Annotated in this window: 10 protein-coding genes; 8 read left to right on the top strand and 2 right to left on the bottom strand. The window is 63.9% G+C overall.

The genetic code is table 11. From position 1 onward, the window contains the following. Positions 1–113: 113 nt before the first annotated feature. The 8 genes from NGJ21_RS23570 (at position 114) to NGJ21_RS23605 (ending at position 11,376) form a co-directional block, all read left to right on the top strand. Complete coding sequence (locus NGJ21_RS23570) at positions 114–1,121, top strand: zinc-binding alcohol dehydrogenase family protein (protein ID WP_251962755.1); 1,008 nt, start codon at positions 114–116, stop codon at positions 1,119–1,121. Between the two features lie 224 nt (positions 1,122–1,345). After that, on the top strand, positions 1,346–1,516 hold the full coding sequence (locus NGJ21_RS23575; protein ID WP_174141356.1) for a hypothetical protein: 171 nt from the start codon (positions 1,346–1,348) through the stop codon (positions 1,514–1,516). Positions 1,517–1,744: 228 nt separating this feature from the next. Then, positions 1,745–4,279 carry an HWE histidine kinase domain-containing protein gene (locus tag NGJ21_RS23580; protein WP_251962756.1) on the top strand — a complete coding sequence of 845 codons (2,535 nt, stop codon included), beginning with the start codon at positions 1,745–1,747 and terminating at the stop codon, positions 4,277–4,279. A gap of 178 nt (positions 4,280–4,457) precedes the next feature. Then, complete coding sequence (locus tag NGJ21_RS23585) at positions 4,458–5,831, top strand: APC family permease (RefSeq protein ID WP_115274942.1); 1,374 nt, start codon at positions 4,458–4,460, stop codon at positions 5,829–5,831. Between the two features lie 88 nt (positions 5,832–5,919). Next, a complete protein-coding gene (locus NGJ21_RS23590) occupies positions 5,920–7,107 on the top strand; it encodes an MFS transporter (RefSeq protein ID WP_182445295.1) in 1,188 nt (395 codons plus the stop codon). Between the two features lie 223 nt (positions 7,108–7,330). Next, complete coding sequence (locus NGJ21_RS23595; protein ID WP_119688990.1) at positions 7,331–8,338, top strand: catalase family protein; 1,008 nt, start codon at positions 7,331–7,333, stop codon at positions 8,336–8,338. 27 nt (positions 8,339–8,365) lie between these two features. Further along, positions 8,366–10,312: a LodA/GoxA family CTQ-dependent oxidase gene (locus NGJ21_RS23600; protein WP_251962757.1), complete on the top strand. Its 1,947-nt coding sequence runs from the start codon at positions 8,366–8,368 to the stop codon at positions 10,310–10,312. Then, the gene (locus NGJ21_RS23605; RefSeq protein ID WP_251962758.1) at positions 10,309–11,376 is read left to right on the top strand and encodes an NAD(P)/FAD-dependent oxidoreductase; all 1,068 of its coding nucleotides are present in this window, start codon (positions 10,309–10,311) and stop codon (positions 11,374–11,376) included. The genes NGJ21_RS23600 and NGJ21_RS23605 overlap by 4 nt, the downstream gene beginning before the upstream one ends. 61 nt (positions 11,377–11,437) lie before the next feature. Here NGJ21_RS23605 and NGJ21_RS23610 read toward each other — a convergent pair whose 3' ends face one another. Together NGJ21_RS23610 and NGJ21_RS23615 are read right to left on the bottom strand one after the other, a co-directional pair. After that, positions 11,438–12,439, bottom strand: a complete 1,002-nt coding sequence (locus NGJ21_RS23610; protein WP_196998161.1) for a 2-hydroxyacid dehydrogenase — start codon at positions 12,437–12,439, stop codon at positions 11,438–11,440. A gap of 9 nt (positions 12,440–12,448) precedes the next feature. After that, positions 12,449–13,741 (bottom strand): MFS transporter, encoded by a 1,293-nt coding sequence (locus NGJ21_RS23615; RefSeq protein WP_046786434.1) that lies wholly within the window; start codon positions 13,739–13,741, stop codon positions 12,449–12,451. Positions 13,742–13,792: the final 51 nt, after the last annotated feature.

The raw sequence follows: 13,792 nt of genomic DNA on the forward strand, positions 1-13,792 counted from the left end.
GCCCGCCTGACTTTCACTGCAAAAGTGAAAGTCTTATCCAATTCCCCCTGTTTTTGACTCAACACAATGCAGATAGCCTGACCAGCACTCCTTCCACTATCGAGGTAATGGCAATGAAGGCCATTGTTTTCACCCAACCCGGTTTGCCGATTCAAGACCCGCAATCGCTGTATGAGGCAGACCTGCCCAACCCAACTCCGGGTGCCCGTGATCTGTTGGTCGAAATCAAGGCCATTGCGGTAAACCCGGTCGATACCAAAGTGCGCGCGTCACGCAGCGCCGACCAACCCCAGGTGCTGGGCTGGGATGCGGTAGGTATCGTGCGCGAGGTGGGCAATGCCGTGACACTGTTCCAGCCAGGTGACGAGGTGTTCTATGCCGGTGCCATCGACCGCCCTGGCAGCTACAGCGAGTATCATCTGGTGGATGAGCGCATCGTCGGGCGCAAACCCCGCAGCCTGGACAATGCCAGCGCTGCAGCCTTGCCGCTGACGTCCATCACCGCCTGGGAACTGCTGTTCGACCGGTTGGGCGTCGAGCAGCACGGTGGCAAGGGGCAAAGCCTGCTGATCATTGGCGCCGCTGGCGGCGTCGGCTCGATCCTGGTGCAACTGGCCAGGCAGCTCACCCAACTGACCGTGATCGGCACGGCCTCCCGCCCGCAAACCCAGCAATGGGTCAGCGAACTAGGCGCCCACCACGTCATCGATCACACGGTTTCGATTCCACAACAGCTGGCGGAACTCAAGCTGGAGCCAGTGGATTACGTGATCAGCCTGACGCACACCGACACTTACCTGGCGCAATTGGTGGAAGTGCTGCGGCCGCAAGGCAAGCTTGCGCTGATCGATGACCCCGTACAGCTTGACGTCGTGCCGCTCAAACGCAAGTCACTGTCCCTGCACTGGGAGCTGATGTTCACGCGTTCGCTTTACACGACTGAAGACATGATCAAACAGCATCAGTTGCTCGAGCGCGTATCGGCCCTGGTCGACGAGGGTGTGCTCAAAACCACCGTAGGCGAGCACTTCGGTGCAATAAACGCTGACAACCTCAGGCGCGCCCATGCCCTGCTCGAAAGTGGTAAGGCCCGCGGCAAGGTCGTGCTGGAAGGTTTCTGAACCAAAGGTTCATGGCAAAACTGCAGCACCCGGTGATGATGTGCATCGGCGTGTTGGCCACCCGGATACCGGATCACATGGGAGCATCACTGCTGTGCCCCGAAGGCGCTCATTCTGCCAAAGCAGGCGCAAGGAGTGCCACGGCAGCCAGGCCAGGCTGCATCCCTGAGCCCTGGGCGGTAAGGTACGGGGCATTGCGCAACCCAACTGCCAAGGAGATGGCCATGGCGCTGTTCTGTAGGCTGAGTTTGTTGACCCTGCTCGCTGGCATGTTGCTGGGTGACATCGTGATCGCCACGGTAGGCCTGGTCGGCGTATGTGGAGCTGCCGTATACCTCGACATCCGCCAGGATGCACACAATGATGCGCCCAACGAACCGCACTTTCTGGCATAAGTAGGCCCGCCCCGGCGTCCTGGCTCAAGCCTGAGCATCCACGCCAATGCACCGGTGCCCACTGATGGCAATTTGGGCAAAAGCTCGCGAAACCTCTACGACGCCAAGGTGACTAAGCCATAGGCGCAGGCTAGACTCGCCCATGAATACGACTGTAAACACTGCGTTTGCTTGAACATGCTCGGCGGTCACACAGGCAGCCGGCCTATGCACTGCCGGCGGGAACCCATGACCTTGCAACCTCACGTCAACTTGACCAATTGTGATCGCGAACCGATCCAGATACCGGGGAGCATTCAGCCACACGGCTGCCTGCTCGCTTGCGACGCCTCAGCCAGCCTGGTCCTGCGCCACTCCGCAAATACGCCCCACATGCTCGGCGTGGCAGGCGGCGTCAATGGTCAACGACTGGAGGCGATCATCGGTATCGAGGCAGCCCACACGGTTCGCAACTCCCTGGCACGTGTGAAGGAAGCTTCCAGGCCAGCGCTGTCGTTCGGCGTGCCGCTGGCTTCAGGCCAGGCGTTCGATGTGTCTGCCCACCTGTTCAAGGGCACTGTCATCCTCGAGTTCGAGCCCGCCAGCCAGAGCATCGCCGAACCGATCGAACTGGTGCGCACGGTCATCGCCCAGTTGCGCGAGATCGACCGCTCCGACAGGCTTGTGGCCGATACCGCCAAGCGTGTTCGTGCACTGCTGGGTTACGACCGCGTGATGATCTATCAGCTCGGCGCCGACGGCGCGGGCAAGGTTGTAGCCGAAGCCCGGCGCAGTGGGCTTGAAAGCTTTCTGGGGCAATACTTTCCGGCATCGGATATTCCCCAGCAGGCCCGTGCACTGTATTTGCGCAACCCTGTGAGGGTGATTGCCGACGCCAACTTCAAGACCGTGCCGCTCGAGCCGGTGCTGGATTTGTCTGGCGAGCCGCTCGACCTGTCCTACGCGCACCTGCGCAGCGTTTCACCGATTCACTGCGAATACCTGAACAACATGGGCGTGGGCGCATCCATGTCCATTTCAGTGATCGTCGACGGTGCCCTTTGGGGGCTGATCGCCTGCCACCATTACGCACCACGCACGCTGAGCATGGGCCAACGGGTGGCCGCAGAAATGTTCGGCGAGTTCTTTTCCCTGCATATCCAGACACTGCAGGCCAGGCAAACCCTGGAGGCCGCTGCCCACGCCCGGCAGGTGCTGGACAACCTGCTGCACGATGCTCACCGCACAACGGCCATCGATGAACTGCTGCGCGCTCGCCTGAGCGACTTCCAGGCCCTCATCCCCTGCGATGGCATTGGCATGTCGTTGCAAGGCCAATGGACCGTAGCCGGGCTGACGCCGCCAAGGCAGGCGGTGCCCGGGCTGCTCAGCTTCGCCGAGGGTGTCGCCGAAGGCCGCACTTGGGCGTCGAACTGCCTGTCGCTGGCGCACCCTGCAGCCCAGGACTATGCCACGGAGGTCTCGGGGGTACTGATCATCCCGATGTCGCAGCACCCACGGGACTACCTCATGCTGTTTCGCAAGGAGGTGATCGAAACCCTGGATTGGGCCGGCGACCCCAACAAGACCTACGAGAACGGCCCCCTGGGTGACCGCCTCACCCCCCGCAAGAGCTTCGCCGTGTGGAAGCAGACAGTCCACCACCACTGCCTGCCCTGGTCCGAGCAAGACCGCCAGTTTGGCGAAGCCATCCGTGCGGCGGTGGTCGAGGTCGCGCTGCATAACAGTGAGCTGCTGGCCGATGAGCGTTCCAGGGCGGATGTTCGCCAGCGGATGCTCAACGAGGAGCTCAACCACCGGGTGAAGAACATTCTTGCGCTCATCGGTGCGCTGGTCGCCCACCCCACCTCGGAAAACCAGACGCTCAGTGGTTATGTGGCGACGCTCAAGGGGCGTATCCAGGCGTTGTCCCTGGCACATGATCAGGTGGTCCGGGGTGACGGTGGCGGCCGTTTTGCCAGCTTGCTGGAGGCCGAGCTGTCGCCGTACCGCACCAGCGCCGATGCACTGGTGCTCAAGGGCCCCGGGCTACTGCTCGATGCCCGCGCCTATTCGGTGATGGCTCTGGTGCTTCATGAGCTGGCGACCAATGCGGCAAAGTACGGCGCCCTGTCCAGGGCGGGCGGCAAGTTGACCGTCAACTGGGTTGTCGACACGGGCGGGGCCTGCGACATCACATGGCGCGAAAGCGGCGGGCCAACCGTACGGGCACCGACGCGCAGCGGCTTCGGCTCGGTTCTGATCGAACGAAGCATCCCGTTCGACCTCGGTGGCAGCAGCACCCTTGAATACCGACCAGAGGGCCTGCAAGGGTTCTTCCGGATTCCGGCAAAGCACCTGACGCTGGCCGAAGAGCTCGCCAGCGATACCCCGGCGGTTGCACAGCAGCCACAGGTAGACTGCAGCAGCCTGGTCAGCGCGCGTGTGCTCATACTCGAAGACCAGTTGGTGATTGCGGTTGGCCTTGAGCAGATTCTGGCCGATGCACAGGCGCAGGATGTGCTTACCGCAAGCTCCGAAGCCGAAGCCCTGAAGCTGATTGCCAGCCACACGCCGGATGTCGCAGTACTGGACATCAACCTGGGCACCGGCACCTCCATTGCCGTGGCCGAAGCGCTCACAAGCCTGGGCATCCCCTTCCTGTTCGCCACCGGCTATGGCGACAGCATGAACATCCCCGACCATTTGAAGCATGTGCCGGTGGTGCGCAAGCCCTACGACGCAGCCTCGATCCTGCACAACCTGGAAAGCCTGCTGGCCTAGCGCGTCACCTGCGTGTGGGTACCGTACAGGCTCCCCCCAAAGGGTGATTTCGGGTGCGCCGCGAGTGTGGGAGCATTCCCACGTCCCACCTCAAGCTCTGCCCCTGATCCAACGCCATCAACAGTATCGAGCCTGCTCGCATATTGCGGCGTCCTGCATCCAGAACCAGGAGTCAGCAATGCATACAACAACAAATACAGCCCATCCGCCCCACCCTGCGTCGCACCCCACCGCTTCAGGCCGCTTCAGAAAATCCATGGGCATGACCGCGCTGGTGCTGTTCGGCCTCGCCTACATGGTCCCCCTGGCCGTGTTCACCACCTACGGGCTGGTCACCCAGATGACCAAAGGGCACCTGCCCACCGCCTACCTGCTGACCCTCGCCGCCATGTTGCTCACCGCCTACAGTTACGGCCGCATGGTCCAGGCCCACCCCTACTCCGGCTCGGTCTACACCTACACCCGCAAAGCCTTCGGCAGCCACTTTGGTTTCATCGCCGGCTGGACCCTGCTGCTCGACTACATCTTCCTGCCCTTGCTCAGCTACCTGCTGATCGGCATCTACATGTCCGAGTACTTCCCGGCGGTGCCTGCCTGGGTGTGGGTGCTCGGCTCGATCGCCCTGGTCACCTTCCTCAACCTGATAGGCATCGAATCGATCACACGGGTCAACTGGATACTGGTGGTAGCGCAACTGGTGTTCATCGTCGTCTTCGTCGCGCTGTCGGTGCGCAACCTCAGCGACCAGAGCGCGCCGGTGTCATTGCTGGCACCGTTCCACCATGAGGGCTTCAGCGTTGCGCTGGTCATGGCCGGCGCTGCGGTGCTGTGCCTGTCGTTTCTGGGTTTCGACGCAGTGTCGACCATGGCCGAGGAAACCAGCGACCCGACCCGGCGTATCCCGCAGGCCATCATGGCAGTGTCGGTGATCGGTGGCCTGCTGTTTCTGCTGGTGTCGTACTGCGCCCAGATGGTCTTCCCCGATTGGACATCTTTCGCTGACCCGGACTCCGCCTCGGTGGATGTGATGCGCCATGTCGGTGGCGAACTGCTGGTGACCGGCTTTACCGCCACCTACGTGGCCGGCTGCTTCGCCTCGGCCATGGTGTCCCAGGCCAGCGTGTCCCGCGTGCTGTTCGCCATGGGCCGCGACGGTGCATTGCCGCGGGCCTTTGGCCGCCTGGTGACGAAAAAGCGCGTGCCGGCCACGGCGATCATGCTGGTCAGCACCCTGTCGCTGGTCGCCCTGTTCATCACCCTGGACACCGTCGCCAACATGATCAGCTTCGGCGCGCTGTTCGCCTTCTCGGCAGTCAACCTGGCGGTGGTCAAGCATTACCTGGTCGACCAGAAGCTGCGTGGCACACGCAACTGCCTGCTATATGGCGCGCTGCCGGCGCTGGGCTTTTTGAGCACACTGTGGCTGTGGAGCAGCCTGTCGAGCATGTCGTTCACCATCGGCCTGTGCTGGATGGCCGCAGGCTTCGTCTGCCTGCTGGGGCTGACCCGCGCCTTCCGGGTGAAGCTGCCCGACCTGCAGATGACAGACTGATCCGACAAGCCGTCATCCTCGACGCTCAGGGCGCGAATTGACTATGATCCCGACTTGAACGTTTCAGCATGTTTCAATAGGGACCCTAATGTCAGTTCAGGAAATACCGCCGCTCGCCCTCTCCAAAGGCGAAATCGGCAAGATGGAAGCCGCCATGGCCTTGGGCAGTTTTGCCATTGGCACCGGCGAATTCGCGATCATGGGGCTGATGCCGGACATCGCCGGCAACCTGCAACTGAGCGAACCGCAGGTAGGCCATGCGATCAGCGCCTACGCGCTGGGCGTGGTGGTGGGTGCACCGGCGCTGGCCATTCTCGGCGCCAAGCTGCTGCGCAAGCACATGCTGCTTTTGTTGATGGCGCTGTATGCCGTCGGCAACCTGGCTACCGCGTTCGCCCCGTCATTCGCAGGCCTGGTGGCCTTCCGCTTCATCAGCGGCTTGCCCCATGGGGCGTACTTCGGCATCGCCGCGGTGGTTGCCTCGAGCATGGTGCCGAGCAACCAGCGCGCCGGTGCCGTGGCCCGGGTAATGATGGGCCTCACGCTGGCCATGTTGCTGGGCAACCCTGTGGCGACCTTGCTGGGGCAGTACTTCGGCTGGCGCTCGGCGTTTTTGCTGGTGGGCCTGATCGCTGTGTGCACCATCGCGCTGGTCTGGCAGTACGTGCCGCAGCGGCGCGATGAAACACGCAGCGACCCACGCAAGGAGCTGCAAGCGTTCACCCTGCCGCAGGTGTGGATGGCGCTGGCCATCGCCTCGATCGGTTTCGCCGGCATGTTCTGTGTGTTCAGCTACCTGGCGCCGACCATGCTGGAGGTGACTCAGGTCGCTCCCCAGTGGATCCCCTTTGGCCTGGCCGCCTTCGGTATTGGCGGCATCATCGGCAACATTGCCGGCGGCAAGCTGTTCGACCGGCTGCAGTTCCGCGCCGTGGGCATCGTGCTGGTGTGGTCGACCGCCGTGCTGTTGTTCTTCACCATCGCTGCCCATTCGCTGTGGACACTGCTGCTGGGCATCGGCCTGGTCGGCACCATGATCGCCCTGGCCGCCCCCTTGCAGATCCGCCTGATGGACATTGCCCACGAAGCCCCGAGCCTGGCAGCGGCTTCCAACCATGCAGCCTTCAACCTGGCCAATGCCCTGGGGCCTTGGTTTGGCGGCATGGCCATCAGTGCCGGGCTGGGCTGGACCAGCACCGGCTATATCGGCGCCGCTGCGGCGCTGGTCGGGCTAGGGATTTACCTGCTAGCACGGCGCATGAAGGGCGGCCACTAAGCCCCTTGGTCGCAGCCCCCGCCAAACCGGGCTACTGGCGCGCAATGCCCGGTAGCCCTTGGTAATGCCCCCTTCCCAACAAGCCTTCGGCAGCACTGCCGACGACCGGTGCTTGCCAACCGCCCCGCTCGGCTAGACTCCAAATCTCAAGTGAAAGGCCTCCCCCGGGCAGCACTTGCGGGCCCAGGATGCAGCCCCCGAAAACAAGACAAGGAATGTTGCCATGAACCGTACCGACTGTGATTCGGCCATAGCCTGCATCGAAAACGTTTTCATCGACCAGGTGCAGAAAAAACGCATCGCTGCCGGCCAGTGCCCGGCACGCCGCCCCGTCTTCCTTCGGCTGCATGGCGTGGCGCATGCCACGCTTGAAGTGTTGCCTACCCCTGCAGGCGTGACGCCCGCAGGGCTGTTCGCCAGGCCCGCCAGCTACCCGGCATGGGTGCGTTTCTCCAGTGATATCCCTGATGACCGCCCCGACCTCAAAAGCACCGTAGGCGTCTCGTTCAAGCTGTTCGACGTGCCCGGTGAAAAAAGCCTCGAACCCGACGGTCAGGCACCGACACTGGACTTTCTGTTCCAGAATTTCCCGGTGTTCTTCGTCGATGACGCCGCCGGTTTCTGCAGTTTCCTGCAAGACTCCGAGGCCTACATCGCCAAACATCCGCTGACCGGCCAACTGCTAGACGAGATGGAAAAGACCGTCCCCACCGCCCTGGGCGAAAAAGTCTGGAGCGTGATTCCCTTCAAGTACAGCGATACCTGGTGCAAATACATCCTTGAACCGGAGCAGGCGCCCACACCCGGCAACCCCGACTACAACGACCCCAACTACCTGGCCAAGGACCTTGAGCAACGCCTCGCCGCTCAGCCGTTCCGCTACCGGCTGCTCATGCAACGCCGCGTGGGCGGCGATGACATGCCGCTGGACCGCGCCACCGCACGTTGGGACGAGCAGCTTTCCGTGCCCTTGCACGTGGCTACCCTGGTGATTCCAGCCCAGGACATCACCACCCATACCCAGGCCGATTACGGTGAAGCACTGGCGTTCAACCCGGCCCGCACGCTCAAAGGGTTTGAAGCAGTGGGCAGCATCGCTGAAGCACGCCGGCACATCTACCGCGTCTCGGCGGACCTGCGCCGCAACGTCAACGGCCAGACTGTCGGCGAGCCTCAGGTCCCGCGCCCTACCGAACTACCGGTCACCCCCCCTGTGCCGAGCGCACGCTGACACCCACCCACCGCAAGGAGCGCACACATGACCGACACCTACCACGCTGCCGCCCTCGACAGCATCGTGCGAGCCGCCATTCACCCGGCCATCGGCATCGCCCGGTTGGGCAACAGCCAACGCCCCGACGGCTATTTCATCGGCCCCGAAACCACCGGGCCCACAGCCATCGACGCGCAGTCGATGCGCGACCAAAACGGTGCTATCAAGCGCCAGGCCGCACGTTTCAGGGTGTATGGCTACAATGCCGCAGGCGAGGTGGTGGCCGAACTCACGGCAGAAAACGCCACCATCAAGTGGAATGTGCATCTGGCCAACCGCAAGGCGCAGTGGTACGCCTTCGTGCTGGCCCTGGACGTGCCCGCCGCCCGCGACCTGCAAGTGCCCTTGCGCAACCCGCAAGTGCTCGGCGAACAGCGCGAGCAACTCGCCATCGACCCCGGCCCGCGCAGTATCAGCGGTTTCGAGCAGCAGGGTGAACAGTACCACTTCGACTCCGGGCGGTTCCTCGGCACCCCCGTGCCGCTCGGTGAACTGCGCACCGACGAAGCCGGGCGCCTGCTGGTGCTGGGCGGCTTTGGCAGCTCAGGGTCGCCGCAAGGTACGCCCATCTTCGACCCGGCAAACCCCTCGACCTTTGCCAACGCGCCGGGCTGGCACGACGACACAGCGGACGGTCCGGTGACCGCAACGGTCAGCATCAATGGCAGCGAGCTGCAAGTCGAAGGCGCCTGGGTGGTCTGCGCGCAGCCCAACTACTCGCCCAACACCCTTAGCTGGCGGACCATGTACGACCTGCTGTTCGATACCTATGTGCAGTACGGCTGGCTCCAGGCACCGGAACAGGTGTCGTTCCGCAAGCACGTGCTGCCTGTATTACTGCGCATGAGTGGCCTGCAGTGGGTCAACAAGGGCTTCGCGGCGATGTTCGGCAGTGGCGGCCCTTTCGATTTCAACGACCCGGCGTTGCTCGGCAAACTGGCCGCCGTCCCCGACAGTGAAACCCAGGATGCCTACGGGCAACTGCGCCGTACGGTGTACAACGCCTTTCGTGCCAGCGACAACCCTGTGTACGACCCGCGTACCTGGCCATGGATCTACGGCGACACCTTTGGCGAGGAGGTCCCTTCGCCCACCGATATGCTCAGCGCTTCCGGCGTGCGCGACCAGGTGCTCGCGCGCTGGGTGGCAGGCGATTTCGTCGACGACTGGGACCGCAAGCTGCCCTCGCACCTGCCGTTCGATAAGGTAAAGGTCAGCGAGCAGCCCGCGATGCTCGACCAGGCTGCGCTGGACCATTGTGTGGCCGATGCCTTCCACCCGGGTATCGAGATGAGCTGGCCCATGCGCAACCTGTCGTTGTACAGCGCGCCCTGGCGGATCAAGCATGACGATGGGGAGGCTGGCGAACCCGATTACGGCCCGCACCTGTCCCAGGCCCAGGTGCTTTCCCCTACGGGGCCGCTGAACGGCCAGCGCCCTGGCGGCATCAGCCGCTGGATGGCATTGCCGTGGCAGGTCGATGCCGCCGGTTGCCGGTCGGGCTACGACCATCAGTACGACCCTTACTTACCAACGTTCTGGCCAGCGCGGGTACCGAACCAGGTGCTGACCGAAGAGGACTATCGTATCGCCATCGACAGCAGCCAGCCCCGCGAAGAACGGCTGGCCGCATTCAACCGCCGCGCGCATTGGGACCGCAACCTCGCAGGCGATACCTTTGCCGACAAGGCCCAGTGCATGGCCGAGCATTTCGGCGACATCGGCATTGTCGGCGAGCGTCCCGGCGTACTCGACGACCCTGAACTGCCCGCGCTGATGCAAGTGGAAACCCGCAACGCGGCATTGACCCGCACCCCGCGCCTGCGCGCAGCGGTTTCCACCGGCAACCCGGCGCTGGACCGCTCGCTGCGCGAAGCAGGCTGGGAAAGCCTGGAGCACTATCGCCAGGCCCTGAGCCGGTTCCGGCATTGAGGGTCGATGTGCTGGTGATCGGCGCCGGTACTGCCGGCGCCGTCATCGCGCGGCAACTGCACCGCGCCGGCCTGGCTACGCTGCTGGTGGGCCGACCAGGGGCAGGCTTGCGGCCTGGCGAAAGCCTGCCTGGCGCGGCCCGCCCGCTGTTGCGCGACCTGGGCCTGCTGAGCGTCCTGGACCACAGCGCACCGCTGCCCAATCTGGGCAACCTGGTGAGCTGGGACAACGACACCCTGCAGCCCACCGATTTCATTCAAGACCCCCACGGCCTGGGTTGGCACCTGGACCGGCCACGTTTCGACGCCTGTTTGCTTGAGGCGGCGCGCAGTGATGGCGTGCTGCATATAGACGCCCAGGTCAACCGCGTGCAGCGTCTGCCCGAAGGCTGGCGCGTTGGCACTCAAGCGGGCGACTTCAGCGCAGGCTTCGTCGTCGATGCCAGTGGCCGACACGGTGTATTGCGTCGCCGGCTGGGGCTTGCACGCATCTGCGATACGCCGCTGGTGGCGGTGTATGCCAGCGCGCGCGACGCCCATGAGGATCACCGTACGGTATTGGAAGCCACGCCCGAGGGCTGGTGGTACAGCGCCTGCCTGCCTGGCGGCCGGCGTATTGCCGTGTTGCATACCGATGCCGGGAACGCCTCGCGACTGATTCACACGCCGTCGCTATGGCATCAGGGGCTTGCCGGTACCCGGTACCTGCAGCACTGGTGCCGGGCCAGCGAGGGCTGGAGCCCGCTGAGCGCTACCGGTGCAGGCGGTGGCGCATTGTGCACGGCGCAAGGCTCTGACTGGCTGGCGGTGGGCGATGCGGCGCTGGCCTTCGACCCGCTGTCTTCGCAGGGTATTTTCAACGCGCTGTACACAGCGCTGCGCGGTGCGCAAGCCGTGGTGGCTCACCATCGCGGCGATCAACTGGGCGCGCAAGCGTATTCTGGCCAACTGCACCAGGTGCGCGAGCATTACCTGCGCCGTGTGCGTTACTACTACCAGGCCCAGACACGCTGGCCGCAGGCGCACTTCTGGCGCCTGCGTCGCAATGAGGCACTGCGCGCCTGACCTGGGGCGTTGCAGTGCACGGCACCGGCCTTGCCGCTGAACCGCTGCTACAGCGATTGCGTCAGGGTTGCGACCTAGAGGGGCTTGGCGCTCGCCACGCGCCCTCATTCACCAGGTTCGCCGGCCGCTCGCCCGCCAACGCGCTCAACAGATTCTCTACCGCACAGCGCGCCATGGCCTCACGGGTTTCGTGGGTCGCCGAGCCGATGTGCGGCGTGGCCACCACGTTGTCCAGTTGCAACAGCGGCGAATGGGCCGGCAGTGGTTCCTGTACGAACACATCCAGCCCGGCGCCGCGGATGCGCTTGGCCTGCAACGCCGCAAGCAGTGCCTGTTCATCCACCACACGCCCGCGGGCAATGTTCACCAGGATCGCCTCGGGCTTCATCAGCGAAAGCTCCCGTGCGCCGATCAGGCCTTCGGTGCTGGCGCTCAAGGGCACCGTCAAACAGACAAAATCCGCCTCGCTCAGCAGCTCGTCCAGGGTGCGATACCGGGCACCATAGCGGGCCTCCACCTCTGGCTTGGCTCGCGAACTGTGGTACAGCACGCGCATGCCGAACCCGGCCGCACCACGGCGGGCCAAGGCCTCACCAATGCGCCCCATGCCGACGATGCCCAAGGTCTTGCCATGCACATCACTGCCAAAATGCGCCGGCCCAAGGTTGGCCTGCCAGTGGCCGTCACGTACCCAGCCGGCCAGCTCCACCACCCGCCGGGCAGTGGCCAGGATCAAGGCAAAGCCGGTGTCGGCGGTGGTCTCGGTCAATACATCAGGGGTGTTGGTCAGCATCACGCCACGGCGGGTCAGCTCGGCAATGTCGTAGTTGTCGACGCCAACCGACACACTGGCCACCACTTCAAGCTGTGGCGCCAGGTCCAGCAGGCTGCTGTCCAGCCGCAAACTGGCGCCCAGCAGGCCATGGGCACCGGGCAAGGCATCGCGCAGCCGGGCCAGGCCATCACTGCCGGAGGTATCCACCCAGGTCACCTCGACCTGCTGTTGCAGGCGCGCCAGCAGGGCCTCGGGCAGGCGCTTGTAAAGGACGATTCGCTTTTTCATAGCCGTTTCCTATTGGCTCATTGCCAGGCGCTGGCTGCGGGGCTTGGCCTGGCCGGAGGTTTGTGATGTTTTCAGCGCAGCCGTGAGCGCCACTGCCGTCAGCAGCGCACCGCACATGAACAGGTAAGAAGCGCCAGGGCCACCGGTGGCGCCATTGAGATAGCCGACCAGCCACGAGCCACCGAACGAACCCAGCGCGCCCATGCTGTTGATCAGGGCCATGGCCCCACCGGCCACGTTGCTGGGCAGGATCTCCGGCACGATGGCGAAGAACGGGCCATAGGGGGCGTACATGCAAGCCCCGGCAAGCACCAGCAGCGCATAGGACGCCCAGAAATGCTCGGTGCCCAAGGCGTAGGAGCCATAGAAGGCCAACGCGGCGATCAGCAAGGGTGGCCAGACGAAACGCTTGCGCTTCTGCAGTTTGTCAGAGGCCCACGACACCCCGACCATGGCCACGACCGCCGCCAGGTAGGGCACCGAGGCCAGCCAACCGGCCTCGACGATGTCGACGTTCGCCGCCTGCTTGAGGATCGAGGGCAGCCACAGCACGAAGCCGTACACCCCGATGCTCCAGCAGAAGTACTGCAGTGAGAGCACGATGACCTGCGGCGAGCGAAACGCCTCACGGTAGTTCTTCACCGGTTTGATACCTTGCTGCTCAGCGGCCAGGGCCTGTTCGAGCGCCGCTTTTTCCTGCTCGCTCAGCCAGCCCACCTGGGCTGGCCGGTCGTCCACCAGGCGCCACCAGATGAACGCCCAGAGCACCGCTGGCAGGCCCTCGATGATGAACATCCAGCGCCAGTCGAAATGCTTGATCAGGTACCCCGAGACCACCGACATCCACAGGATGGTCACCGGGTTGCCCAGCATCAGGAAGGTATTGGCGCGCGAGCGTTCGGCGCGGGTGAACCAGTGGCACAGGTACACCAGCATCGCCGGCATCACCGCCGCCTCGACCACCCCGAGCAGGAAGCGGATGCCGATCAGCAGGTAGACATTGCTGACCATGCCGGTCAGGGTCGCCAGGCTGCCCCAGAGGATCAGGCTGACGAAAATCAGCTTTTTGACGCTGCGTTTTTGCGCGTAGATGGCACCAGGCACCTGGAAGAAGAAGTACCCGAGGAAAAACAGCGCCCCCAGCAGGGACGACAGCGCCGGGGTGATCTTCAGGTCATCGGCCATGCCCGAGGCGGCGGCGAAGCCGTAGTTGGCGCGGTCGAGGTAGGCCAGGCTGTAAGTGACGAAGACGATCGGGATGATGTACCACCAACGGCGTGGGGCGAGGCTTGTCGATTGCATGATGCGGCTCCTGAGCTTGTTGTTTTTGTAGCAACCGGCCGGCGTACCGGC

The sequence above is a fragment of the Pseudomonas sp. Marseille-Q5299 genome, assembly GCF_943737035.1.
Taxonomy (GTDB): Bacteria; Pseudomonadota; Gammaproteobacteria; order Pseudomonadales; family Pseudomonadaceae; genus Aquipseudomonas; species Aquipseudomonas putida_E.